At 75.3% G+C, this 24,184-nt stretch carries 20 protein-coding genes; 13 read left to right on the top strand and 7 right to left on the bottom strand.

Annotated features, from left to right (window positions below; translation table 11 throughout):
- Positions 1–222: 222 nt before the first annotated feature.
- Positions 223–1,098, top strand: coding sequence for a DUF4394 domain-containing protein (locus rosag_RS00510; protein ID WP_284348027.1), 876 nt, complete (start codon positions 223–225; stop codon positions 1,096–1,098).
- A 188-nt stretch (positions 1,099–1,286) separates the two neighbouring features.
- On the opposite strand, the gene rosag_RS00505 is transcribed toward rosag_RS00510, so the two are convergent.
- Positions 1,287–2,405, bottom strand: a complete 1,119-nt coding sequence (locus tag rosag_RS00505) for a helix-turn-helix transcriptional regulator (RefSeq protein WP_284348026.1) — start codon at positions 2,403–2,405, stop codon at positions 1,287–1,289.
- A 53-nt stretch (positions 2,406–2,458) separates the two neighbouring features.
- Here rosag_RS00505 and thrB point away from each other — a divergent pair, with 53 nt between their 5' ends.
- The 6 genes from thrB (at position 2,459) to rosag_RS00475 (ending at position 8,521) form a co-directional block, all read left to right on the top strand.
- Positions 2,459–3,388: a homoserine kinase gene (gene thrB, locus rosag_RS00500; protein ID WP_284348025.1), complete on the top strand. Its 930-nt coding sequence runs from the start codon at positions 2,459–2,461 to the stop codon at positions 3,386–3,388.
- A 103-nt stretch (positions 3,389–3,491) separates the two neighbouring features.
- Positions 3,492–4,016 (top strand): YybH family protein, encoded by a 525-nt coding sequence (locus rosag_RS00495; protein ID WP_284348024.1) that lies wholly within the window; start codon positions 3,492–3,494, stop codon positions 4,014–4,016.
- Between the two features lie 40 nt (positions 4,017–4,056).
- Positions 4,057–5,124, top strand: coding sequence for a DUF5700 domain-containing putative Zn-dependent protease (locus tag rosag_RS00490; RefSeq protein WP_284348023.1), 1,068 nt, complete (start codon positions 4,057–4,059; stop codon positions 5,122–5,124).
- A 158-nt stretch (positions 5,125–5,282) separates the two neighbouring features.
- Positions 5,283–6,884: a flavin monoamine oxidase family protein gene (locus tag rosag_RS00485; protein ID WP_284348022.1), complete on the top strand. Its 1,602-nt coding sequence runs from the start codon at positions 5,283–5,285 to the stop codon at positions 6,882–6,884.
- Positions 6,885–6,893: 9 nt separating this feature from the next.
- Positions 6,894–8,078 (top strand): helix-turn-helix transcriptional regulator, encoded by a 1,185-nt coding sequence (locus rosag_RS00480; RefSeq protein ID WP_284348021.1) that lies wholly within the window; start codon positions 6,894–6,896, stop codon positions 8,076–8,078.
- 14 nt (positions 8,079–8,092) lie between these two features.
- Positions 8,093–8,521 (top strand): hypothetical protein, encoded by a 429-nt coding sequence (locus tag rosag_RS00475; protein WP_284348020.1) that lies wholly within the window; start codon positions 8,093–8,095, stop codon positions 8,519–8,521.
- Here the strand turns inward: rosag_RS00475 and rosag_RS00470 are convergent.
- Positions 8,518–9,492, bottom strand: coding sequence for an acyl-ACP desaturase (locus tag rosag_RS00470; RefSeq protein ID WP_284348019.1), 975 nt, complete (start codon positions 9,490–9,492; stop codon positions 8,518–8,520). The genes rosag_RS00475 and rosag_RS00470 overlap by 4 nt on opposite strands.
- A gap of 163 nt (positions 9,493–9,655) precedes the next feature.
- On the opposite strand from rosag_RS00470, the gene rosag_RS00465 reads away from it, so the two are divergent.
- The 5 genes from rosag_RS00465 to rosag_RS00445 all read left to right on the top strand — a co-directional run bounded on the left by rosag_RS00465 (position 9,656) and on the right by rosag_RS00445 (position 14,071).
- Complete coding sequence (locus rosag_RS00465) at positions 9,656–10,390, top strand: sulfite exporter TauE/SafE family protein (protein WP_284348017.1); 735 nt, start codon at positions 9,656–9,658, stop codon at positions 10,388–10,390.
- A gap of 139 nt (positions 10,391–10,529) precedes the next feature.
- Positions 10,530–11,780: an ATP-binding protein gene (locus rosag_RS00460; protein ID WP_284348016.1), complete on the top strand. Its 1,251-nt coding sequence runs from the start codon at positions 10,530–10,532 to the stop codon at positions 11,778–11,780.
- Between the two features lie 27 nt (positions 11,781–11,807).
- A complete protein-coding gene (locus rosag_RS00455) occupies positions 11,808–12,293 on the top strand; it encodes a YybH family protein (protein ID WP_284348015.1) in 486 nt (161 codons plus the stop codon).
- An 87-nt stretch (positions 12,294–12,380) separates the two neighbouring features.
- Positions 12,381–13,403 carry a ring-cleaving dioxygenase gene (locus rosag_RS00450; RefSeq protein ID WP_284348014.1) on the top strand — a complete coding sequence of 341 codons (1,023 nt, stop codon included), beginning with the start codon at positions 12,381–12,383 and terminating at the stop codon, positions 13,401–13,403.
- Positions 13,400–14,071, top strand: a complete 672-nt coding sequence (locus rosag_RS00445; RefSeq protein WP_284348013.1) for an alpha/beta hydrolase — start codon at positions 13,400–13,402, stop codon at positions 14,069–14,071. Before rosag_RS00450 ends, rosag_RS00445 begins: the two co-directional genes overlap by 4 nt.
- Positions 14,072–14,133: 62 nt before the next feature.
- On the opposite strand, the gene rosag_RS00440 is transcribed toward rosag_RS00445, so the two are convergent.
- Positions 14,134–14,688 (bottom strand): cupin domain-containing protein, encoded by a 555-nt coding sequence (locus tag rosag_RS00440; protein ID WP_284348012.1) that lies wholly within the window; start codon positions 14,686–14,688, stop codon positions 14,134–14,136.
- 122 nt (positions 14,689–14,810) lie between these two features.
- The gene (locus tag rosag_RS00435; RefSeq protein WP_284348011.1) at positions 14,811–15,908 is read right to left on the bottom strand and encodes an alpha-hydroxy acid oxidase; all 1,098 of its coding nucleotides are present in this window, start codon (positions 15,906–15,908) and stop codon (positions 14,811–14,813) included.
- A 144-nt stretch (positions 15,909–16,052) separates the two neighbouring features.
- Here rosag_RS00435 and rosag_RS00430 point away from each other — a divergent pair, with 144 nt between their 5' ends.
- Complete coding sequence (locus tag rosag_RS00430; protein ID WP_284348010.1) at positions 16,053–18,557, top strand: serine/threonine-protein kinase; 2,505 nt, start codon at positions 16,053–16,055, stop codon at positions 18,555–18,557.
- Positions 18,558–18,561: 4 nt separating this feature from the next.
- On the opposite strand, the gene rosag_RS00425 is transcribed toward rosag_RS00430, so the two are convergent.
- The 3 genes from rosag_RS00425 to rosag_RS00415 all read right to left on the bottom strand — a co-directional run bounded on the left by rosag_RS00425 (position 18,562) and on the right by rosag_RS00415 (position 24,178).
- Complete coding sequence (locus tag rosag_RS00425; RefSeq protein ID WP_284348009.1) at positions 18,562–19,143, bottom strand: outer membrane beta-barrel protein; 582 nt, start codon at positions 19,141–19,143, stop codon at positions 18,562–18,564.
- A gap of 32 nt (positions 19,144–19,175) precedes the next feature.
- The gene (locus rosag_RS00420; protein WP_284348008.1) at positions 19,176–21,476 is read right to left on the bottom strand and encodes a hypothetical protein; all 2,301 of its coding nucleotides are present in this window, start codon (positions 21,474–21,476) and stop codon (positions 19,176–19,178) included.
- Positions 21,477–21,742: 266 nt separating this feature from the next.
- Positions 21,743–24,178: an Ig-like domain-containing protein gene (locus rosag_RS00415; protein WP_284348007.1), complete on the bottom strand. Its 2,436-nt coding sequence runs from the start codon at positions 24,176–24,178 to the stop codon at positions 21,743–21,745.
- Positions 24,179–24,184: the final 6 nt, after the last annotated feature.

Here is a 24,184-nt window from a genome sequence, read left to right as displayed (position 1 = left end):
CACGCCGATCACGGGCCATCCGATCGTCGCGTGGCGGCGTAGGAACCCGGCGCGCCGGCAGACGTTCGCGTGATGCAGGGTGCGGGACCCTCGCTTGCACTCCGCGCCGCTGCCGCACGTCCATCGGCCGCTCCGGCATCGCCGGCGCGCTCGCCTTCCACGTCGACGCGCATCGACTCGCATCGACGCGCGTCGACCCACGCCGCACACGAGACCACTGCCATGCACCGGATCGCGCGTCGCATCCTCCCGGCCCTCGGGCTGCTGCTGGCCGGCACGGCCGCGGAGGCCCAGTACACCGTCTACGGCGTCACCAACGTCGCGGGACAGCAGCAGCTGGTGTCGTTCAGCAGCGCCACGCCGGGCGCCGTGACGACGCTCGGCGCGACGGGCGCGAACCTGACCGGCATCGACTTCCGGCCGGCGAACGGCCTCCTCTACGGCTACGACGGGAGCCGGGTCTACACGGTGAGCCTCACCACCGGCGCGGCGACGCTCGTCGGCGACATCGACGACCTGACAGGCGGCGCCGGCGGCGTGGACTTCAACCCGGTCGCCGACCGGCTGCGCCTCGTCGACGGCGCGGGCACGAGCCTGCGCGTCAACGTCGATGCGTCGACGACGATCGTCGACGGCTCGCTGGCGTACGCGGCGGGCGACCCGAACGCGGGCAGCTCGCCGTTCGTGACCGCGGTCGCGTACACCAACAGCGTCGCCGGCGCCGCGTCGACGACGCTCTACGGCATCGACACGCGCAACGGCACGCTGGTCACCGTGAACCCGCCGAACAACGGGACGCTGAACACGGTCGGCAGCCTCGGACTCGGCACGCTGTCGGCCATCAACGGCTTCGACATCGTGACCGTCGGCGGCACCAACACGGCGTTCTTCGCCGCGCTCGGCGCCGGCAGCATCAGCAACCTGTACACGGTGAACCTCGGCACCGGCGCGGCGACGCTCGTCGGCGCCGTGAACGCGGGCGGCGGGCTCGCGGGGATCGCCGCGGTGGCGACGGTGCCCGAGCCGTCGACGTGGCTGCTGATGGGCTCGGGGCTGCTCGCCGTCGGCGCGATGGCGCGCCGCCGCGCGCGGACGTGAGCTGACAGGCGACGGAACCGCGAACTGCATTTGCAAGGATAAGATCGGATAAGGTCTGATAACGACGGAGGGCTCCGCGGGGCGGCGAGGTGTCTCGCACTCCATCGGAGCCCTCCGTCGTTATCAGATTTTCTCAGACTTTCATCCTTGCTGCCGTTGTCGTTCGGGTCCGGCGCGACGACTCGCGGCTACGGCGCACCCCGCAACCGTGTCGCGATCTCCGCGCGCGAGCTCACACCGAGCTTGTGCATCACGCGCTCGGTGTGGTGCCGTGCGGTGTGCGCGCTCACGCTCAGCGCCGCCGCCACCTCCGCGTTGCTCAGGCGCTGCGCCAGCAGCCGCGCCACCTCGGCCTCGCGGCGCGTGAGCCCCAGCGACTCCGGCAGCGCGGCCGCGTCGGGCAGCGCGCGCTCGGCCTCCACCGCGACGAGCACCGTGCCCGGCACGCCCCACACGAGCTCCGACGCGTACGTCGCGCGCACCGTGTAGCGCGCCACGGTGGTGACCACGGTCTGCGCGGCGTGGCGCGCCAGCGGCCGCGCGGCCGACAGCGCGCCGAGGTCGCGCGCCGCGCGCAGCGTCGCGTCCAGCAGCCGCTCGCGCTCCGGGTCCGCGGCCAGCAGGCGCGCCAGCGCCGCGCTCCGGTGCAGCGGGCGGCCGTCCGGCGCCACCACCAGCAGCGCCTCGCCCGCCGCGTCCAGCGTCGCCGCCAGCTCCGCCTCGCGCCGCGCCGACGCGAACGCCGCGTGGTGCCCCGCACGGTACGCCGGCAGCAGCAGCGAGAGGAGCGTCGTGTCGTCGCCGAAGCGCGACTCGCGGCCGCGCGGATAGCCCACCTGCAGGAACGCCTCGCCCACCGGCGACTCGTACGACAGCCCGCACAGCCCGAACATCGACGCCGCGTACAGCCCGTCGTTGACGAAGACGCTGCGCGTGCCGTCGAAGCCCAGCTCCTCGATGATGCGCATGTTGCGCGCGGTGCTCCAGACCTGCAGCGCGTGCGCACGGCGGTAGGCCACCCACGCCTCGATCGCCGGGTCGCGGATCAGGAAGTGGCCCGCGCGCGGATCGATGGCCGTCAGCTCCGTGATGCGCCGCCGCGCCGAGTCGTCGATGCTCTCCGAGTCGTTGCGGAGGCGGTCGCCGTCGGGCATCGAGAGCATCACGTTCGAGCCCACGAACAGCTCGCGCAGGCGCGCCTCCGCGCCGCGCCACCAGGCCCACGGATCGCCGTGCGACGGGGCGAGCAGCGCCTCGGTCGCGGCGCCGAGCCGGGCGAGGTCCTGGGCGGAGAGATGGAGGCTCATGGGAGGAGCGTCGAAGATAGATTCCGGCGCCCGCCGCCCACCAGAGACCCGCCATGCCCCAGCCGACCCCGCGCGCGCACGTCCGCGTCCCCTGCTCCACGTCCAACCTCGGCGCGGGCTTCGACTGCGTGGGCATCGCGCTCGATCGCTGGCTGGCGGCCGAGGCGTGGCTGGAGGGCGACGCCGCCACGCCGGTGCTGACGCGCGGCGGCGCGCTCGCCGCGCTGGGCGACGCGCCGGCCGACGACGACCTGCTGGTGCGCGGCGTCGCGCTGGCGTGCGAGGCGGCGGGCCGCGCGATGCCCCGCGGTCTGTCCATCACCGCGACGTCGGACATCCCCGTCGCGCGCGGCCTCGGCTCGTCGGCGGCGGCGCTGGTGGCGGGCGCGCTGCTGGCCGACGCGCTGCTCGGCCTCGGCCTGGGCGCGACGCGCGTCGCGATGCTCGGCGCCACGGAGGAAGGCCATCCCGACAACGTCGCCCCCATGCTGCTCGGCGGCGCGGTGCTCGGCGTGCCGCGCGGCGATGGGTGGGCGTTCGCGCCGCTGACGATGCACCCCGACGTCGCCGCGGTGGTCGCGATCCCGACCTTCCAGACGTCCACGCGCGCCATGCGCGCCGCGCTGCCGCCCGAGGTGCCGCATCGCATCGCGGTGCAGGCGGCCGGCAAGAGCGCGGCGCTCGTGCGCGGCCTCGCGGACGCCGACGCGGCGCTGCTCGCGCACGCGCTCGACGACGTGCTGCACGTGCCGTTTCGCCGCGCGCTCATCCCCGGCTACGATGCGGTGGTGGACGCGGCGCGCGGCGCCGGCGCGTGGGGCGCGACGCTGAGCGGCGCGGGCTCCTCGCTCATCGCGCTCGCGCCGCGCGACGCGGTGGAACGCGTGGGCGCGGCGATGCGCGACGCGTGGGCCGCGCACGGCATCGAGAGCGAGGCGTGGCCCGCGCCCGTCGCCGGCGGCGCGACGACGTCCGCGGGCTGACCCGCGGCACGGCCCATCCGTCCCGCCGGCGTGGCGGCGATCGGATCGGTGCGCGCACCGTGAGCGCGACCCGAAGGCTCGCTCACGTCTCGCCACGCATCCCATGCGTCTGCCCGTCTCGCTCGTCCGCGCCGCCGTCCTGCTGTTCGTCAGCGCCCGCGCCGCCGCGGCGCAGCCCCCACGCGCCATCGGCGTCAGCGACGCGGAGCTGCGCGACATCGTCGCGCTGGCCGCGCAGTCGGACGCGCGGTGGAACGCGCGCGACGCCGCGGGATTGAGCGCCCTGTACACGGCCGAAGGGCACAACCGCATCGTCGGCACGCCGGTGGACCTGCGCGGCCGCGACGCGATCAGGGCCTACTTCACGCGCTCGTTCACGCAGACCGAGCCCGCGCTCGTGCACCACACCGTGGTCGAGGAGGTGCAGCGCGTGTCGCCCGACGTCGTCGTGGTCGAGGGCCGCGTGTGGCTGGAGCGCACCGGCGCCGACTCGGCGCACGCGGTCGTGCGGCGCTTCGGCATGAACGCCATCATCGTGCGCGAGGGCGACGCGTGGCGCGTGCGCTGGAACCGCGCGCGCGTGGAGCCCATGCCGGCCGCCGCCTCCACCGCGACCCTGGGTCGTTGAACCCCATGCGGGGGCGTCGCGGCCGGTGCATCGTCCCCGCATGCGACCGATCCTCCGCCTGCTGACCGCCGCGCCGATGCTGGGCGCGCTCGCCTGCGCGACGCCGCGCGCCGCCGTCCCGCCCTCCGCACCGCTCGCCGTCCGCACCGACCTGGCCGAGGCGGAGGCGGCGGTCGCGGTGCTCGACGCGCAGGCGGCGGGGCGCGGCATCCCCGACGACCTCTGGGCGCGCCTGACGGCGACCGCGGGCTACCGCCGACTGGGAGAGCGCGAGCGCGGCATGGGGCGCCCCTTCACCGACTCGGCGTTCCGCGCGTTCCTGACGTCGGACACGCTGCGCGCCCGGCACGCCGCGCTGCGCGACGCGGTGCAGCGCTGGCGCACGGTCGACGTGCGTGCGGCGGCGGCGCGCGCGGCGGCCTACCTGCCCGCGGGGACGCCGCTCCGCGCCACGCTCTACCCGGTCATCAAGCCGCGCGACAACAGCTTCGTCTGGGACCTCGACGGCGATCCGGCGTTCTTCGTCTACGTCGATCCGGCGGAGCCGCCCGCGCGGCTGGAGAACGTCGTCGCCCACGAGCTGCACCACGTCGGCTACGCGGCCGCCTGCCGCGACGCGCCCCCCGCGACGGCGACGGGTCCCGACTCGCTGCGCGCCGCCCGCCGCGCCACCGCGCGCCTGTGGGCGGGCGCCTTCGGCGAGGGGCTGGCGATGCTGGCCGCCGCGGGCGGGCCGGACGCGCACCCGCAGGCCGCCAGCGAGGACAGCGTCCGCGTGCGCTGGGACCGCGACGTCGCGAACGCGCCGGCCGACATGGCGAAGCTGGCCGCCTTCTTCACCGACGTGCTGGAGGGGCGACTGGATGCGCCGGGCGCGGCGCGCGAGCGGGCGGCGGCCTTCTACGGCGAGCAGGGGCCCTGGTACACGGTGGGCTACGTGATGGCGCGGACGATCGAGACCACCCACGGGCGCGCGCGGCTGCTGCGGGAGCTGTGCGATCCTGGCGCGCTGCTGGCCACCTACGACGCGGCGGCCGCGCGGGCCGGGCTCCCGCGCTGGCCGGCGGCGGTGCTCGCGGGCCTCGCGGCCGGTCCGGGCGGCGGCTGAAAAGCCCGCTCTGGCGCGGATCAGGCACTCGCGGCCGCCCCGGGCGGCGGCGTGAGGAATCCGCTCTGGCGCGGATCAGGCACTCGCGGCCGCCCCGGGCGGCGGCGTGAGGAATCCGCTCTGGCGCGGATGAGCCGGCCGCCCTACCGTGGGCGACCATGCCTCGGACCCCCCTCCTCCGCCAGCTCGCCGCGCTCGCCCGCGTGGCCGACACGTCGCACCGCAGCGGCCTCCCCACCGACGCGCTGCTCGACCGCCGCGCCTTCCTCGGCGCCGCGGGCGCGATGGCCGCGCTGGGCGCCACCGCCTGCGCCGACGACCCGCTCACCGTCCCCGCGGCGCCGCGCTTCGAGCGTGGCGGCGGCACGCCCGGCGGCGCGCCGATCAGCGTCGCCGTCGTGGGCGCGGGGCTCGCGGGGCTCACCTGCGCGCTGCGCCTGCGTCAGGCCGGCATCGCCGCGACGGTGTTCGAGGCCAGCGACCGCGCGGGCGGCCGCTGCTGGACGCGCCGCGACTCGACGTTCGCCGGCGGCCAGCTCGCGGAGCGCGGCGGGGAGCTGATCGACCAGTCGCACGCCAACGTGCGCCAGCTGGCGCGCGAGCTGGGGCTGACGCTCGACAACGTGCTGGCCGCGGAGCCCAACGGCACCGAGGCGCGCTACTGGTTCGACGACGCGGCCTACTCGCCCGAGGAGGCCGCGCGCGACCTGAAGGCGGTGTGGCAGCCGCTCAAGCGCGACTACGTCGAGGCGGGCTACCCGACGCTCTACACGCAGTCCACGCCGCGCGGCCGCGCGCTCGACGCGATGTCCGTCGCGCAGTGGATCGACGCCACGGTGCCGGGCGGCCGCACGTCGCGCCTCGGCCAGCTGCTCGAGACGGCCTACGTCATCGAGTACGGCGCCGAGGCGCACGACCAGAGCGCGCTGAACCTGATCTACCTGCTCGGCGCCGTCGGGCAGGGGCAGCTGCGCGTGTTCGGCCCGTCCAACGAGAAGTACAAGGTGCGCGGCGGCAACGACCAGCTGGCGTCGCGCATCGAGGAGCAGCTCGTCGGCCAGGTCGCGAAGGGCTACGAGCTGACGTCCATCGCCACCGCGCTCGGCGGCCGGTGGGCGCTGGGCTTCCGCGGCGGCGCGACGATGATCGTTGACCGCGTGGTGCTCGCGCTGCCGTTCAGCATCCTGCGCGAGCGCGTGGACTTCGCGGGCGCGGGCTTCCCCGCCGTGAAGGAGCGCGCGATCCGCGAGCTGGGCATGGGCGCGAACGCGAAGCTCGCGCTGCAGTTCCGCACGCGGCACTGGAACGCGATCGGCTGCAACGGCGACACGACGTCGGACCGCGGCTACCAGCAGACGTGGGAGGCGACGCGCGCGCAGGCGGGCACCGCGGGCATCCTCGTGGACTACACGGGCGGCGACGCCGCGCGCGCGCAGAGCGGACGCCTGCCCGCCGCGCTGGCGACGGAGTTCCTCGGCCGCGTCGAGCCGGTGCTGCCGGGGATCACCGCGCAGTACGACGGCCGCGTGGCGTTCGAGGACTGGCCGCGCCATCCGTGGACGCTCGGCTCGTACTCGTACTGGAAGGTCGGGCAGTACACCGCGTTCGCGGGCGCGGAGGGCGAGGCCGTGGGCGCCTGCCACTTCGCGGGCGAGCACACGTCCGTGGACGCCCAGGGCTATCTTGAGGGCGCGGTGGAGTCGGGCGCGCGGGCCGCGCGCGAGGTGCTCGCCGCGGTGGGGCAGATTCCCAAGGCGTAGCTCTCCCAGATGTCGCTGCACCTGACGCACGAGGACACGACGCACCTGGGTGCGGCGGTGGAGGCGCTGCTCGCGCCGTCGGTCGGACCGGACCCGATCCCGTGGTGGACCGAGGTCGAGGAGCGGCTGCGCACCCTGTTCGGCGGCGCCAACGCGATGATCACGTGGCCCGAGGGGCAGCGGCTCCGCTACTTCGGGCGCAGCGTGGACGACGACGCCGAGCGCCGCCTGGAGGCGCTGTCGGCGGCGGACCCGGAGACGGGGCTGCACATCAACTTCGATCCCGGCGTCGTCGCGTGGTTCGAGCATCGCCGCGCGCACCGCATCGAGGTCTGGCACGAGAGCGACAACTTCCGCGTGATGAACGCGATGGGGATCGACGGGCAGCGCGGCCTGTTCTACAACGAGGGGCTGCTGCCCGCGGGCTTCAAGGACTGCTCGGGCACGACGACCACGGTCCGCGGCGGCGAGATGTTCCTCACCCTCGGCTACGACCGCCGCGGGCACGGACGCTTCGGCGGCCCGACCGACGCCGAGGTGCTGCGGATGCTGCTGCCGGCCATCCGCACGGCGCACCACGCGCTGTCCAGCTTCGGCCCGCGCCAGGCGGCGCTGCTGGCGACCATCGACGCGGTGCGCGACGCGCTGCTGATCGTGGGCCCCGACAGGCGCGAGCTGCACCGCAACGTGGCGCTGCGCGAGGCGCTCGCCGGCGAGCCCGCGCGCGACGACGTGGTGGGCGCGATGCATACGATGGCGCACGACCTGCGCGCGCTGCGCCGGAGCGCCGCGGCGGCGGCGGGCGCGCTGCGCCCCTCGCTCGCCGTCATCACGCCGCTGGCGCGCTACACGCTGCGCGCGACCTACGCGTCCGCGCTGCTGTGGGGTGTGGAGGGCGCGGTGCAGGTGTCGCTCGAGATCGACGCGACGGCGCCGACGACGCTCGTCGCACCGAGCGCCGGCACGTCCGTGCGCGACGCGGTGCCCGCGGCGGCACTGCAGGCGCTCGGCCTGACGACGCGCGAGGCCGAGGTCGCGCAGCTGCTCGCGCGCCGGCTGCGCAACGCGGAGCTGGCCGCGGCACTCGGTGTGAGCGCGCACACCGCGCGGCACCACACCGAGCGCGTGATGGCGAAGCTGGGCGTGAAGCGCCGCAGCGAGGTCGCGGCGACGCTCCTCGGCGCGGTGGGCTGAGGGGAGGCGCGCCCATGCCCGCGACGTATCACATCTATCCCGAGGCGCGGCTGGTGTACACCTGCGCGGTCGGCAGGCTCGCGGGCCGCGAGATGATCGCGCACGCGACGGCGCTGGCCGCCGATCCCGCCTTCTCGCCCGACTTCGCGCAGCTCGCCGACTTCCAGAAGACGACCGTCTTCGCCGCGACGGCCGCCGACATGCGCCTGCTCGCCGACCACAACCCGTTCGACCGGGCGGCGCGCCGGGTTGCGCTGGTCAGGACGCCGATCGCCTTCGGCATGCTGCGCATGTACCAGCTCCTGTGCGACATCGAGGAATCGGCGTCGCTGGTCACGCGCAGCAGGCGACAGGCCTGGGCCTTCCTCGGGCGCACGCCCGACGTCCTGCGCGGCGCGGTGGCCAGCGCCTGGACGTCGGACGACGCGCCCGCGCGGCGCTAGGCCATCGAGAACTCCTTCCCGAACGCCACCGCGAACGAGAAGGACTTCGCGCGGCTGCGCGACTCCATCGCGTCGGCCACGCGCTCCAGCCGCTTGGGGATGCCCAGGATCTTCTCCTGCGCGACCTTCCCCATCTCGTCCAGCCCCTCGAGCTTGTCGATCGCCCAGTAGCGGATCTGCTCCTCGACGATCCTCAGGTAGTCCCTGGGGCCGTAGATCCCGGCGCGGCGGATCACGTCCGCCATCTCGCGGAAGTGCGGCATGCTCACGCCCGGCATGTCGATCGACGGCATCACCTCGGCCGCCGAGACGAGCGCGCGGTTCGGGTCGCGCTTGAGGACTTCCTTGAAGATCGCGCGGTAGAACGTGTAGTGCCGCGCCTCCTCCTTCGCGACGTTCGCCAGCACCTCGCCGATCGTCGGCTCGTACGCGCTCGCGAGCTTGCCCGTGTTCGCGTGGCTGACCTGCGTCGCGCGCTCCTGCAGCGTCGTGTAGACAAAGACGCGGTACGGGTCCTTGTCCCACGCCGGCTCGAAGCCCGCCTTGAGGTACTCGAACTGCATCCGCTCGAGCACCGGGTTGTCGAGGATGCGGCTGTCGCGCGCGTAGTCGTGCAGCACCGCGCCGTGCCGGTCCTCCTCCGCCGTCCACAGGTTCGTCCAGCGCGTCCAGAAGCTGTCGCTCCCCAGGTACGCGGCCAGCAGGCGGTGGAAGTGCGGCAGCCCTTCCTCGGTCAGGAGGTTGAGCGCCAGCGCGACGCGCATCGGCAGGCTGATCCCCTCGGCGCGCTTGCGCAGCTCGGAGACGTAGCGGTCCGGGTCCGTGTCCGGCGGCGGCGCGAGCAGCTCGCTCGGGAACCAGAGGACGCGCTTCGCCTCGTGGCTCTCCATCAGCGTGTGCACGACCTCCTCGAGGTCGGCCAGCACTTCCACCTTCGCGAGCGTCTCCGCGGCGGGTTGGGTCGTCGTCATGCGCGGAATGATGTCGGGTGCACGGGGGGGCGTCCAGCGGTGACCCGAGAGGTGAGTGCGACCGATGGCGGCGGACGCCGCGCCCGTGTAGCTAAAGGCGCGCCGCGCCGCACGACTGCGGCCGGCCTCGCCTTCGTCCGCCCTTCCTGCAACGCGCGATCCGGTGCCCTGGTTCGAGCTCGCCCTCCTCGCCGTCGCCGTGCTCTCGGGCGCGACCGCGTCGCTCGTCGGCTTCGGGATCGGCAGCCTGCTGACCCCCCTGCTGGCCACGCGCCTGGACATGCCCACCGCGGTCGCCGTGGTCGCGCTGCCGCACGCGGTGGCCACCGCGCTGCGCTGCTGGCGGCTGCGCGACGCGATCGACGGCGCGGTGCTGCGGCGCTTCGGGGTCCTCAGCGCGCTCGGCGGCCTGCTCGGCGCGCTGGGGTACGCGGGCGCCGGCGGGCGCACGCTGACGCTCGCGCTGGGCGCGCTGCTCCTGCTGACGGCGTTCGCGACGCTGGTGGGCCTGGCCGCGCGCTGGCATCCGCACGGGCCGGTCGTGTGGGGACTCGGCCTGCTCTCGGGCGCGTTCGGCGGGCTGGCCGGCAACCAGGGCGGGCTGCGCGCCGCGGCGCTGGGCACGTTCGCGCTCACGCCGCGCGCGTTCGTCGCCACCGCGACGGCCACGGGGCTGCTCGTGGATGCGGCACGCACGCCGGTGTACGTGTGGCGCGCGGGCGCGTCGCTGCTGCCGCTCGCCGGTCCCATCGCGATCGCGAGCATCGGCGTGCTGGTCGGCACGGTGCTCGGCGAGCGCGTGCTGCTGGGCGTGTCGCCCGAGCGCTACCGCCGCGTGCTCGCCGTCGCCATCGGGCTGCTGGGCGCATGGCTGGTGTGGCGCGCGCTACGCGGCTAGCGCCCGTTCGTCCCACGAGCGGCCGCGGCCGTCCCACCGGGCTGGCGCCCCGCGCACGCGTGGTGCAGCGTGGCGATGTCGGAGCGCGCACGCCGCGCCTCCGCCGACATCCGGTTCCACTTCCACCGCTCCCGCCCGCATGCCGCCACGCGCCGCCCGCGCGCGACGCCGCCTCGCCCGGGCCGTGGGCGCCCTCGCCGCGACGCTGGCGGCCGGCGCGTCCGCGGCCACGCCGCTGCGCGCGCAGCCGAACCTCGCGCCGGTCCGCGGCGGTGGGCCCACCGCGCGCGAGCCGGCGGCGGCCGCCCGCACGCGCGCGCTCGTCGACTCGACGTGGGCGGCCTACGCGCGTGGTGATCGACCGGGCACCGTGGCGCGCGCCGAGCGCGCCCTCGAGGAGCTGCCGTCGTCGCACCGGAACGCGCGCTTCGCCGCGAGCGTCGCCGCCGGACGCGCGCTCGCCGACATGGGCGACGCCGCGGCCGCGCTGCCGCACCTGGAGCGCGCGCTGGCGCTCGACACGCTGCGCGACGCCGCGCGCGGCTGGGCGCTCGCGTACGTCGGCAAGGTGCGCTACGCCCTGGGCGACCCCGAGCGCGCGCGCGAGGCGCTCGCCGGCGTCGCCGCGCTGCGCCCGACCACGCGCCTCGCCGCGACCGTCGCCACCGACTGGCGCCTGTTCGGGTTCGACACGACGTACGCGCGCTGGATCTCGCTGCGCACCCCGCACCTGCGCCTGCGCGTGAGCCCGACCGCGCCGATCCTCGATCGCGCGGCGTTCGCCGACGTGCGCGAGCGGGCCGCGATGCAGATCGCCGCCGCGCTCGGCGACACGTCGGTCGTGAGCGCGCCGAAGCCGATCGACATGTTCATCTGGGACACGGAGACGGAGGCCCACGCGGCCGGACTGACGCGCGTCCACTTCGCGCGGCCGACCGTGGGGCTGACGCACATGACGTGGGACCAGACGGTCGGGCACGAGCTGGCGCACGTGATCGCGTACCGTGCGGTGCGGCCCGTCGTCGCGACGCTGCTGGTGACCGAGGGCGTCGCGGTCTACTTCGACGGCAGCACGCAGGACCGCGTCGGCGAGGCGGCGGCCGCGCTCTCCGGGCTCGGCACCACGCAGGTGGACGTGCGCGCGCTGTGGGCCGACTGGGACCGCCTGCCGCCCGGCGTCGCGTACCCGGTGGCCGGCGCGGTGATCGACGCGCTCGCGCGCGGCGGCGACCTGGCGCAGCTCCGCGCGCTGCTGCGCGTGCAGACGCTGGCCGAGGCGCGCCGCATCTACGGCCCCGCGCTCGACGCGTGGCTCGACCTGCTGGAGCAGCAGATCGCCGCGCGCGCCGCCGCGCTGCTGTCGCCGCAGACGCCCGACGCGCGCCCCTGACCCCGCCATCACCGGAGCTCCCTCGCCATGCGCCTCCGATCGCTCGTCTCGTGTGCGCCGCTGCTGGCCGCACTCGTGCTGGCCCCCGTCGGCTGCGACGCGCAGCCGCCCGCCGCGGGCGCCGCCGCGTCCCAGGCCGCGCCGTTGCCGAGCGTGACGCTGCCGCCGGAGCTGGACCGGGTGCTGCGCGACTACGAGCGCGCGTGGAGCGCGCGCGACGCCGACGGGCTGGCGGCGCTGTTCGCGGAGGACGGCTTCGTGCTCGCGAACGGCGCACCGCCGCGGCGCGGCCGGGCCGCGATCGCCGAGGGGTACCGCGGCCAGGGCGGCCCGCTGGCGCTGCGCGCGCTGGGCTACGCGACGGCGGACACGGTGGGCTGGATCATCGGCGCGTTCGCGGGCGCGCCGGGGGAGGCGGACGGCGGGAAGTTCGTGCTCGCGCTCAAGCGGTCGACGGCCGGGCAGCCGTGGCGGATCGCGGCCGACATCGACAACCCGATCCGCCGGCGGTAGCGCGGTGGACGCGCGGACCGTTGCGCGGACCGTCGGGTACATTATCTTAGCACTGAGACAACTGACCGGCCCTGACCGGAGGACCCGATGACCGACGCTGCCGATACGACCCGCCCCACCCCCGCGACCGACGCTCCCGCCGTCCGGGCGCAGGGGCTCCACCACGTCACCGCCATCTCCGGCGATCCGCAGCGCGTCCTCGACTTCTACGTCGGCGTGCTGGGCATGCGCCTGGTGAAGCGCACGGTCAACTTCGACGATCCGAGCGCCTACCACTTCTACTTCGGCGACGAGACCGGCACGCCGGGCTCGCTGTTCACCGTCTTCCCTTGGCCCACCGGCCGGAAGGGGCGGCTGGGCGCGGGCCAGGTCGGCGAGACCGCGCTCGCGATTCCCGCGGCGTCGCTGGGCTGGTGGCTCGACCGGCTGTCGGCGCACCACGTCCCGCACGAGCTCCCGCAGCGGCGCTTCGGCGCCGACGGCGAGACGGTCGTGACGTTCACCGATCCGGACGGGATGCGACTGGCGCTCGCGGCCGACCCGCGCGCGGCCGCGCTGCCCGGGTGGAGCGCGCCCGGTCCCGACGCGGTCCCGGCGGAGCATGCGATCCGCGGCGTGTACGGCGTGACGCTCTGGGTCGAGGATGCGGAGGGCCAGGCCGCGCTGCTCACCGGCCCGATGGGCTGGCGCCGCGTGGCGAGCGACGGCATGACCACGCGCTTCGTCGCCGACGACGCGACGCTGGGCCGGATCGTGGACGTGCGCGACGTGCAGGGCTTCTGGGGCGCGGCCGACGGCGTCGGCTCGGTGCACCACGTGGCCTTCCGCGTCGGCGACGCGGCCGCGGAGCTGGCGATGCGCTCGGCCGTCGCGGCCACCGGGCTACAGCCGACGACGGTCCGGGACCGGCAGTACTTCGAGTCCGTCTACTTCCGGGCGCCGGGGGGCGTGCTGTTCGAGCTGGCCACGGACGGCCCCGGGTTCCTGATCGACGAGCCGCTGGAGACGCTGGGCGAGGCGCTGCGACTGCCGCCACAGTACGAGCAGCACCGCGCCGCCATCGAGGCCAACCTGCCCGTGCTGGGCACCACCGAGGAGGTGCGCGCGTGACCGCTCCTGGATCGATGCGGGCGCCGAGTGCGGAGGCGTTCGGGTTCGCGTACCGGTACGAGCCGGCCGTGCCGGGTGAGGCCGGGTCCGACCTGACCATCCTCGCGCTGCACGGGACCGGTGGGGACGAGCACGACCTCGTGCCGCTGGCGCGCGCGCTGGCGCCCGGCGCGGCGGTGCTCAGCCCCCGCGGCCAGGTGCTGGAGAACGGGGCGCCGCGCTTCTTCCGCCGGCTGCGCGAGGGCGTCTTCGACCTCGAGGACCTGGCGCGGCGCACCGCCTCGCTGGGCGAGTTCGTGGACGGGGCGACGGCGCAGCACGGGCTGGCGCGCGACCGCGTGGTGGCGGTCGGCTTCTCGAACGGCGCCAACGTCGCCGCCAGCCTGCTGCTCCGCCGACCGGGCTCGCTGGCCGGCGCGCTGCTGCTGCGGGCGATGGTCCCGTTCGAGCCGGAGACGCCGCACGCGCTGCCCCCCGGCATGAAGGCGCCGGTCGTCACGATCGCCGCGGGGCTGATGGACCCGCTCGTGTCGCGCGAGCAGGCGGAGCGGCTGGCGACGCTGCTCCGGGATGCCGGTGCGGACGCGACGCTCGAGTGGCTGCCGGCCGGCCACCAGCTGACGCAGCGCGACCTCGCGATCGGGCAGGCGCTCGTCGCCCGGCTCTGACGGAAGACAACGACGGGCGGGCGTGGAGGATCTCCCTCCACAGCCCGCTCGTCGTCGCTCGTTCAGCCAGGATACGTCAGCCCGTGCTCGGCGCACAGGCGCGCGATGCTCTCGGGCTGGAAGTAGTGGCCGTAGCGCGCCGCGAGGCCGCCGAGGTCGGGCACCTCCGCCACGCTGACGGCGTGGGCCGCGGCCATCTGCTCGCCCAGCTCGTTGAAGAAGTGCTCGAAGCCGGCGGGCGAGATGATCTCGAGGATGCGGCAGGGCGTGTCGCCGGCGTTCCAGAAGGTGTGCCACTGCCCGCGCGGCTTGAACACGAGGTCGCCGGCCTCCGCGATCACCACGTCGTCGCCGAGCTGGGCGCCCATACGGCCCTCGAGCACGTAGCTGTACTCGTCCTCGCGCTCGTGCAGGTGCAGCGGGGCGACGAGCGTGCGCGGCGGGATCGGGTGCTCGACGAGCGAGAAGTCGCCGCCGGACTCCGCGCCCCAGACCATGAAGCGCACGCCGACGGATCGCAGGTCGACGTACTTGCCGTCGCGGGGCCTGATGATGCGCGGGCCGGTGGAGCCGTCGAAGCGGGTCGTGGGGAGCTGGGTCTGCTGCATGGTGGCCATGGGATCACCTCGTGAGGAGGATGCGTCGGGGTCGGAGGTTCAGCGAACACCGATGTTCACCGACCTGCCGCGACGATAGGATCCCCGGGCCCGCCTGTCAAGGGTTCAGTGAACAGTAATGTTCACCAAGCCACCAGGTCGCGCGGCACCGCGCCCGCCGACGCGCAGCCCGCGAGCGCCATCGCCAGGTCGAGCTCCGCGCGCAGCATCCCGAGCGCCGACGCGACGCCGGCCGCGCCGTCGCACGCCAGCCCCCACAGCACCGGCCGGCCGACCAGCACCGCGCGGGCGCCGAGCGCGAGCGCGCGGAGCACGTCGCCGCCGCGGCGGACGCCGCCGTCCACGTAGACCTCCAGCGCGTCGCGCACCGCGTCCACGACCTCGGGGAGCGCGTCCGCGGTGGCGATGGCGCCGTCGAGCTGGCGGCCGCCGTGATTGGAGACGACGACCGCCGACGCGCCGTGCGCCGCGGCCAGCCGCGCGTCGTCGGCGCGCACGACGCCCTTCACGAGCACGGGCAGGCGCGTGATGGAGCGCAGCCACTCGACGTCGCGCCAGGTGAGCGACGGATCGAGCATCGCGGCCACGTACGCGGCGAGCCCCGAGTCGCCGCGCGCCTCGTCGACCGCGCCCTTGCCGTGGCCGACGAGGTTCGCGACCGAGAGCCCCGGCGGCAGCGCGAAGCCGTTGCGCACGTCGCGCAGGCGCCGGCCGAGGAACGGCGCGTCCACCGTGAGCGCGAGCGCGTCGTAGCCGGCCGCCTCCGCGCGCTCGACGAGCGAGCGCGTGATGCCGCGATCGCGGTACACGTACAGCTGGAACCAGCGGCCGCCCATCGCGCCGCGCTCGGCGTCGTACGCGCCGGCGACGTCCTCGAGCGTCGTGGTGGCGAGCGTGCTGAGCGTCATGACCGTGCCGATCGCCGCAGCGGCGCGCGCGGTGGCGAGCTCGCCGTCGGGATGCGCCATGCGCTGGAACGCCGTCGGCGCGACGAGCACCGGCATCGACACGCGCCGGCCGAGCACCGTCGTCGCGAGGTCGCGCGCGGAGACGTCGACGAGGCAGCGCGGGCGCAGCCGCACGCGCGCCCAGGCCGCCTCGTTCCCGGCGAGCGTGTGCTCGTCCTCGGCGCCGCTGGCGTAGTAGTCGTACGCCATGCGCGGCAGGCGCGCGACGGCGAGATCGTGCAGGTCGCGGACGGTCAGCGGGACGGTCGTCACGGAGCGCTCGGGCGATGGGGAGGCGGCGGCAAACCTGCGCCGCCGCGCCCGCGGCCGCCAGCGGAAGCGGTGCCTTGCCGGGTGCGGGTCCGGCCCGCATCGTAGCGCCTGGCGCACGGCCGTCGCCCGATCCCCGACGCGTTCATGCTGAGCACCACCGTCTGTCCCAAGTGCGGCGCGGAGACCGCGCCGCGCGCGCGCTTCTGCTCCGTCTGCGGGCAGGCGCTCGTGGAGGAGGACGCGCCCGCGAAGGGCGACGACCACCTGCTGCGGCGGCTGCGCGGCGCGACGCTGGGCGACTACGACATCATCAAGGAGCTCGGCCACGGCGGGATGGCCGCCGTGTACCTCGCGTGGGACCTGGAGCTCGCGCGCTACGTCGCCATCAAGGTGATGTATCCCGAGCTGGCGTCGCGCGACACGATGCCCCAGCGCTTCCTGCAGGAGGCGCGCACCGCGGCGAACCTCGACGACCATCCGAACGTCGTGCGGGTGTACCGGGCGAAGGAGAGCCAGGGGCTGCGCTTCTTCGTGATGAAGTACATCGACGGCTGCTCGCTGGAGCAGCTGCTGCACGCCGTCGGCGCGCTGCCGGTGGACCTCGCGTGCTACGTGGTGGAGCAGGTCGCGCGCGCGCTGCACTACGCGCATGAGCGCGGCGTGGTGCACCGCGACATGAAGCCCGCGAACGTGATGCTCGACCGCTACGGCGGCGTGACGGTGACCGACTTCGGCATCGCCAAGGTCGCGCAGAGCGAGCAGCTCACGAAGACCGGCTTCGCGATCGGCACGCCGGGCTACATGAGCCCCGAGCAGTGGCGCGTGGAGACGCTCACCAGCGCGTCCGACCAGTACTCGCTCGGCACCGTCGCGTACGAGCTGCTGGTGGGGCGCCCGCCGTTCGCGGGCTCGCTGTACGAGGTGCTGCAGGCGCACCTCTCGACGCCGCCCGCGCCGATCCGCGAGCAGCGCGCCGACGTGCCCGCGGAGCTGGAGGCGACCGTGCTGCGGATGCTGGCGAAGGCGCCCGCGGACCGCTGGCCGTCGCTGAACGCGGTGTGCCGCGCGCTGCGGCTGGACGACCACGGCGGCGCCGACGCGCTGCGCGCCGCGCTGGCCGCGCTCGTCCCGACGGTGCTCGGCACCGACGCGCCCGGGCCGCACACGCCGCAGAGCCCCGTGCCGATCGGCCGCCCGACGCCGGCCGCGACGCCCGCGGCGACGCCCGCGCGGTCGGAGACGCCGCTCCCGACGCCGCTGCCCACGCCGATCCCGACGCCGGTCCCCGAGCCGACGCCCACGCCGATCCCCGAGCCCGCGCCGGAGCCGACGCCGCTCCCGGAGCCGCTCCCGGACTTCACGCCCGCGCCGATCGTCGCGGCGGTGGAGGAGATCGCGGAGCCGGAACCGGTGATCGAGTCGGTGATCGAGCCGGTGATCGAGCCCGAGCCGGAGCCGGAGCCGGACTGGCGACTCCGCGTGCCGTCGCTGCAGGAGACCGCGCTGACGCCGTCGGCGCCGCCGGCGCAGGCACCGCGGCCGATCACGATCGAGACCGCCGCATCGACCGCATCGACCGCATCGACCGCATCGACGCCCATCGCGTCGCCGCGCGCCACGCGCCGCGGTCCGCTCGTCGCGGCCGGGGTGCTCGCGGCGGGAATCGCCGCGTGGCTCGCGCTGAAGGGTGGATCGTCCGACGCGACGCCGCCCGTCGCCGTGACCGGAGCGGGCACGGAGGCCGCGCCGTCGACGCCAGCGCCACCGACGGCGGCACCGACGCCCGCGACGTCCACACCGACGACGACCACCGACGCACCGCCCGCACCATCGGCGCCGGCCGTGCCCGCGCGCATCGTGCTCGACGCGCCGGTGGCGGGGTTCACGCTGGGCGTGGGCGACACGCGCCGCATCACCGCGCGCGTGCTCGACGCGGGCGGCAAGGTGGTGACCGGCGTGCCGCTCGCGTGGCGCTCGTCCGACGCGGCCAGCGTGACCGTGCGCGACGGCGTGGTCGCGGTGCGCGCGCCGACGCGCGGCACGACCATCGAGGTGCGCGCCGGCGCGGCGCGCGCGCGCGTGGTCGTCACCGTGCCCGCGCCGGTCGTCGCGACGGCGCCCACGACGACGGCCGCCGCGCCGGCGTACGCCGCGCCCGAGGTCACGCCCGCGCCGCCGACGCCGTCACCACAGCCGGTCGCGGTGCGCGACGAGCCGGTGCGCCGGCCGTCGGTCCCCGCACCGGCGCCGGCCGACTCCTATCCGCCCGCCGCGCCCGCCGCCGCCGAGTCCGCGCCGGCCGCCGCCGACGCGCGCGCCGCGGTGGCGGCGTTCGCGCGGGCGCTGGAGCGTCGCGACGGGCGCGAGGTGGCGCGCCTGCTGGGCGGCGCGCAGACGGCGAGCATCCCGCGCGCGCGGATGCTGCAGTGGCTCAACGGCACGCGGCAGGTCGCGGTGACCGTCGTGTGGGTCGGCGAGGCGACGCGCGTCGACGGCCAGTGGATGGTGCCGTTCGGCGCGGACGTGCGCTGGATCGTCGGCTTCGGCGCGCGCGGCCAGGAGCAGGGCCGCTTCCGCGCGGTGCTCACGCGCGGCGACGGCTGGCAGCTCGCGGGCGTCGCGCCGACGGCGCCGTTCCCGTCGCGGTGACGCGCTAGAGCGGCTTCGGCGCGCCGAACCCGATGCTGACGCCCGCCTTCGCGACGTACGACGTCAGCGTCGGGAAGCGGAACTCCTGGCTGCCGATCGTGAAGTTGCCGAGCGACTGGCGCAGCACCGCCGCTCCGCCGTCGAGGTTCACGCGGTCGGTGAGCGCGACGATCACGCCGCCCCCGCCGCCGATCGCGTAGCCGCTGGAGCTGGAGCCGCCGAAGTTGTTCGACTGGCGGAGCACCGCGCCGCGCAGCGCGACGTACGGCCCCACGCGCGGCGACGACACGACGAAGGTGCGCCGCGGCTCCACGAACACGCCCGTGAGCTTGATGTTGTCGTCGCGGTCGGTGGCGTCGTTGCGCGAGGAGTGGCTGCTGTACTGCACGCCGCCGCCGAGCGACCAGAGCCCGCTGGTGTAGCGCAGCTGCCCCTCGACGCCGCCGCCGGCGACGCCCGACCCGCCGCTGCCCACGTTCGCGGAGGTGAGCAGTGCGGAGGCCTGCAGCGACCACGGCTGCGCGGACTGCGCGTGCGCGGCGGCGGTCGTGACCGTCAGGGCACATCCCAGCGCGAGGAATCGCATGGTCGTTCGTTGAAGGGTGGGCGTCGCCGCGATCAGCGCGACGGCTGCGCGATGGAGCGCGGTGCGTGCGATGGCGGTGCGGACGCCTCGCCGCGTGAGCGCGCGGCGCGAGGCGACCAGCGAATGCCGCGGGTGCCGCCATCCGTCGCCGTGAAGACCGAGGCGGTCGGGGAACCGCGAAGCACGAGGAAGTTGTCGCCCGCGCCTACCGCCCCACCACCGGGCAGTCCGACGATCGCCCACAGCCCGGCTGGTCCGCGCGTCTGCGTGGTCCACGCCTGGCCGTCGTAGTGGAGCACCTCACCGCAGCTCGTGCCCGCATACACATCGGTGGCGCTCGCGCCCCACAGCGTCCAGACGTTGCACTGCGAGGTTGTCGCCTGAGCCGTCCACGCGGTGCCGTCGAAGCGGTAGATCGCGCCGGCACGCGCACCGACGAACACGTTCGCGCTGTCTGCGCCCCAGATGGTCAGCAGGTCCTCTGTTCGCCCGAGCAGCGACTCCGTGCGCCACACGGTGCCCTCCAGTCGCAGCAGGGTCCCATTCGCGCCCACGGCACGTGCATGCGTCGGCGACGCGGACCAGACGGCGTTCAGCCGGTTGGCAGTCGGCTTGGTCATCTCCGTCCAACTCGTGCCCGCGAGGCGGAAGATGCGGTCGCCGACAGCGAGTGCGCTGCTGGCGCTCGTGCCGTGGACGCCGAGCAACGTGCCGACGCTCCGGATCGGGGACCGCCACGCGCCGGCACCATACTGGAGGATGACGTCGTCTCCGACGGCGATCGCGTTGCCGGCGCCGTCCCCCCACGCTCCGGCGAGGACGCGTCCGACCCCGGTAGGCACGGCCGTGCAGGTGGCGCCGTCCCACCGGCACGAGCTACCGAAGGAACCCACGAGCAGCGCCGACGACGCGCCGATCGGCGCCGCCCCGAACCAGCTTACGCGCGCATTGGTCGGGGTCCATGTGCCACCGCCGTTCCGCCCGAGCACCAACCCGTCGGTACCGCCGACGAACACCGCATCCCCCACCGCAGTCACGGACTGGAACAGGACGCCAGGATACGGCGTCGTCACCGTACTCCAAGTCGTACCGTCGAATCGTGCGATGCCGAAACCCACAGCGTAGATGTCGTTCGCCGCGCTGCCGGCGATGTCGTTGAAGCCAGTCCCAAAGGTCCCGAGCTGCGCGACCGCGGTGCCCGTCTGTACCTGGTAGACGCGTGGGTTGTTGGATGCCGCGTACACCGGCCCGGTGGCGGTGCCCCAGAGCCCGTTGAAGAAATCGGTGGCCGGTGCCACGATACGCCGCCACGACGTACCGTCGAAGCGCAGCACGAGCGACGAGTCGCCGCCGACGTACACGTTTGCGGCGCCGCTCGCCCAGATCGACTTGAAGTGTGCGGTCGTGCCCGCGTTCAATCGCGTTGCGCCGGTGGCGTCGATACGGAATACCGCGCCGCTGTCCCCCACCGCGAACGCCAGCCGCGGCCCCGCGACGAACACGCCGCGCAGGGTGCTGGTACTCCCGGTCGTGATCGTGCTCCAGGCCGAGCCGTCGAAGCGAAGCACGGTGCCGCGCGCGCCCACGGCGTACACGTCGCTCGGGCCCGAGCCGCCGATGTCGTAGAGCACCACCCCGCTGCTGGCGCGGGCGAGTGCCCACCGCGTGCCGTCGTAGCGCCAGATCTCGCCGATGTCGGTGCCGGGGCTGGCGACGGCGAAGACGTTCGATGCGGTGTTTGCCCACACGCCGTAGACGGTACCGCGCACGAGCGTGTCACCGAGCATGCCGGCGCGACTCGCCACCCAAGAGCGGATTGCCGGACCGGCGTCGAGCACCGTGAGCGTCAGCTGCGCGGCCACGTTCGGCGCGGCCACCGAGGCTGCGGTGACCACCGCGGGTCCCGGCGCGACTCCGCGCACGACGCAGGTCAGCGAGTCCACCGCGAGCACGTTTGCCGCGGACGACCGGCAGCGGTAGGCCGTGCTCGCGCCACCCGGCGGGTTCACGGTCACGCGCACCGTCATCGCCGCCGTCGCGCCGACGCGCACGCTCGTCGGTCCCTCCAGCGACACGCCGACCGTGACCGGCACCGCAGAGATCGAGACCGGCACCGTCGTCGTCTGTCCGCCGGCGCTGACCGTGATCGCCGAGCTCCCCGCGGACACGCAGCGCACCGTCGCCGTCGCGCCGGTGGACGTCACCGTGGCGTTGGCATTCGTCGCCGCGAAGGTGAAGGTCGCGTTGGCCTGCGCGGGTGACAGCGCCGCGGCGAGGGTCACCTGTTCGCCGGCCTGGCACGCCAGCGCCGCCGGCGCGGTGGTGAGCGTCACCGTCGGCGTGGTCGGCGCGATGCCGCCGCCGCCCCCACCCCCACAGGCGGCCGACGCGAGGAGAGCGAGCAACGACAGCGGCGTGCGGAGCGCGCTCCGGACGGAGGGCAGCGGAGGCCTGGGCATTGGGTCGGCTCCCTCGGACGGAGTGCGCACCGCAACGGCGAGACGGACGTACCGGTGTCCCTTGGTATGACGGGACGGCGCACTCGTCAAGAGCGCCGCACGCTCCGCGCAGGCGCCGCTCCCTGACCGCACGGCGCGCGTCACCTGGGCCGGAGCACCGGCGCGCCGAACCGATCGGTGCGCGGCAGCGCGCCGCCGCCGCGCGACGTGCGCACGTCGGCGGGGCGCCGCGACGTGCGCGGGCCAAGGTCCGACGCCACGAGCGCCGTCGGGAAGCCGCGCAGCAGCAGGTGGTTGCCGCCCGGCGCGATCGCGCCGCCGGCGGGCAGGCCCGTGATCGCCCACAGGTTGGTCGGCGCCTGGATCACGCGCGTCCAGCTCGTGCCGTCGTAGCGCAGCACCTCGCCGCAGCCGGTCGCGGCGTAGACGTCGCGCGAGCTGGCGCCCCAGATGCCCCACACGCTGCACGTCGACGGCGACGTCTGCGCGGTCCACGTCGCGCCGTCGAAGCGATAGAGGCCGCCGCCCGCGGCGCCGACGAACACGTTGCTCGTGTCGGCGCCCCACACGCTGAGCAGGTTCTCGGTGCGGTTGAGCAGCGGCGCCACGCGCCACGCCGTGCCGTCGAAGCGCAGCAGCGTCCCGCGCTGCCCGACGGCGAGCGCGAAGTTCGCCGTCCCGCTCCACACCGCGTACAGCGCGTTCGTCGTGGGCTTCGTCATCTCCGACCACGTCGCGCCCTGCAGGCGGAAGATGCGCGAGCCGACCGCGAAGGCGTCCGTCGCGCTGCGGCCGTGGACGCCGTTGAGCGTGCCGACGTCGCTGCGCACCGTGCGCCACGCGCCGCTCGAGTACTGCAGGATGACGCCCTCGCCGACGGCGATCGCGCTCGCGCCGACGTCGCCCCACGCGCCGTAGAGCGTCGCGCCGGTGCCCGTGGGCTGCGCGGTGCAGGTGCTGCCGTCCCACCGGCACGATGCGCCGAGCGAACCGACGAGCAGCGTGGAGTTGCCGGCGAGCGGCGCGACGCCGAACCACTCCACGCGCGCGTTGGTCGTCACGAACGCCGCCGGCGTGCCGCGCCGCACCATCACGAGCCCGTCGGGCCCGCCCACGAACGCCGCGCCCGTGGTGGCGAACGCCGAGAGGAGGAGCGCGCCGTCGTACGGCGCATCGACCTCGCTCCACGACGACCCGTCGAAGCGCGCGACGCCGTAGCCCACCGCGTAGATGTCGTTCGCGGCGGTGCCCGAGATGTTGGTGAAGCCGAACGGGAGGCTCGCCGTCTGCGTCGCGGTGCCCGTCTGCACCTGGAAGATGCGCCCCGTGCTGGACGCGGCGAACACCGGGCCGCTGACCGTGCCCCAGATCCCGTTCACGTACTCGCCGGCCGCGGTCGGGATGCGGCGCCAGCTCGTGCCGTCGAAGCGCACGACGAGGCCCGAGTCGCCGCCGACGTAGACGTTCGCGGTGCCGCTGGCCCACGCCGCGTCGAGCCGCGCGGTGGTGCCGGGATTGAGCCGCGCCACGCCACTCGCGTCGATGCGCAGCACCACGCCGCTGTCGCCCACCGCGTACGCGAGCCGCGGACCGGCGGCGAACACGTTGCGCAGCGTCGCCGTCGTGCCGCTCGCGATCGCGCTCCACGCCGAGCCGTCCCAGCGCAGCACGGTGCCGCGCTCGCCGACCGCGTACACGTCGGTCCCGCCGGAGCCGCTGATGCCGTACAGCACCACGCCGCTGCTGGCGCGCGCGAGCGTCCAGCGCGTGCCGTCGTAGCGCCAGATCTCGCCGGTGGCCGCGAACTCGCTCGCGACGGCCCAGACGTTGGTCGCGCTGGTGCCCCACAGCCCGTACACCGAGCCGCGCACGACCGTGTCGCCGACGATGCCCGCGCGGAACGCGCTCCACGAGCGCACCGCGGGCCCGGTGACCGGCGCCGTGACGCTGAAGCCGAGGGTCGCGGCGACGGTGGGGAGCGCGACGGACGTCGCGGTGACGATCGCGTTGCCCGGCGCGACGCCACGCGCGAGGCACGTGAGCGAGTCGACCGTCAGCACGCCCGTGGCCGACGAGCGGCAGCGGAAGTCGGTGCTCGTCCCCGCGGGCGACGCGGTGACGCGCACGGTGATGGGCTGCGACGCGCCGACGGGGATCGACAGCGACGACGCCTCCATCGACACCGAGACGGTGACGGGCACCGCGGTGATCGCGACGGGCACGGTGACGTTCTGGCCGCCGGCGCTGACCGTGATCGCCGACGCGCCAGCCGACACGCAGCGCACGGTCGCCGACGCGCCCGTGGCGGTGACGGTGGCGTTGGCGTTAGTCGCGGCGAAGGTGAACGTGGCGCCCGTCTGCGCGGGCGTCAGCGTCGCGGCGAGGCTCACCTGCTCGCCCGCCTGGCAGGTCAGCGCCGCCGGCGCGGTCGTGAGCGTGACCGTCTGCGTCGGCGGCGGGTTGGTCGGCGCGATCCCGCCCCCGCCCCCGCCACAGCCGGCGGTCGCGAGGACGGCGAGCAGCGTCGCCCGGCGCGGAAGCGCGCGCCAGGCGAGGGGCAGCGGAAGCCTGAGCATCGAGGA

This window comes from Roseisolibacter agri (assembly GCF_030159095.1).
GTDB lineage: Bacteria > Gemmatimonadota > Gemmatimonadetes > Gemmatimonadales > Gemmatimonadaceae > Roseisolibacter > Roseisolibacter agri.
The sequence above is the reverse complement of the archived record's forward strand: the minus strand, read 5'-3'. Positions and strand labels throughout refer to the sequence as shown.

What these genes read in the sequence shown, in the direction of transcription:
- rosag_RS00510 (WP_284348027.1), top strand. Translation starts at nt 223, where the DNA reads ATGCACCGGATCGCGCGTCGCATCCTCCCGGCCCTCGGGCTGCTGCTG.
- rosag_RS00505 (WP_284348026.1), bottom strand. Translation starts at nt 2,405, where the DNA reads ATGAGCCTCCATCTCTCCGCCCAGGACCTCGCCCGGCTCGGCGCCGCG.
- thrB (WP_284348025.1), top strand. Translation starts at nt 2,459, where the DNA reads ATGCCCCAGCCGACCCCGCGCGCGCACGTCCGCGTCCCCTGCTCCACG.
- rosag_RS00495 (WP_284348024.1), top strand. Translation starts at nt 3,492, where the DNA reads ATGCGTCTGCCCGTCTCGCTCGTCCGCGCCGCCGTCCTGCTGTTCGTC.
- rosag_RS00490 (WP_284348023.1), top strand. Translation starts at nt 4,057, where the DNA reads ATGCGACCGATCCTCCGCCTGCTGACCGCCGCGCCGATGCTGGGCGCG.
- rosag_RS00485 (WP_284348022.1), top strand. Translation starts at nt 5,283, where the DNA reads ATGCCTCGGACCCCCCTCCTCCGCCAGCTCGCCGCGCTCGCCCGCGTG.
- rosag_RS00480 (WP_284348021.1), top strand. Translation starts at nt 6,894, where the DNA reads ATGTCGCTGCACCTGACGCACGAGGACACGACGCACCTGGGTGCGGCG.
- rosag_RS00475 (WP_284348020.1), top strand. Translation starts at nt 8,093, where the DNA reads ATGCCCGCGACGTATCACATCTATCCCGAGGCGCGGCTGGTGTACACC.
- rosag_RS00470 (WP_284348019.1), bottom strand. Translation starts at nt 9,492, where the DNA reads ATGACGACGACCCAACCCGCCGCGGAGACGCTCGCGAAGGTGGAAGTG.
- rosag_RS00460 (WP_284348016.1), top strand. Translation starts at nt 10,530, where the DNA reads ATGCCGCCACGCGCCGCCCGCGCGCGACGCCGCCTCGCCCGGGCCGTG.
- rosag_RS00455 (WP_284348015.1), top strand. Translation starts at nt 11,808, where the DNA reads ATGCGCCTCCGATCGCTCGTCTCGTGTGCGCCGCTGCTGGCCGCACTC.
- rosag_RS00450 (WP_284348014.1), top strand. Translation starts at nt 12,381, where the DNA reads ATGACCGACGCTGCCGATACGACCCGCCCCACCCCCGCGACCGACGCT.
- rosag_RS00440 (WP_284348012.1), bottom strand. Translation starts at nt 14,688, where the DNA reads ATGGCCACCATGCAGCAGACCCAGCTCCCCACGACCCGCTTCGACGGC.
- rosag_RS00430 (WP_284348010.1), top strand. Translation starts at nt 16,053, where the DNA reads ATGCTGAGCACCACCGTCTGTCCCAAGTGCGGCGCGGAGACCGCGCCG.
- rosag_RS00425 (WP_284348009.1), bottom strand. Translation starts at nt 19,143, where the DNA reads ATGCGATTCCTCGCGCTGGGATGTGCCCTGACGGTCACGACCGCCGCC.
- rosag_RS00415 (WP_284348007.1), bottom strand. Translation starts at nt 24,178, where the DNA reads ATGCTCAGGCTTCCGCTGCCCCTCGCCTGGCGCGCGCTTCCGCGCCGG.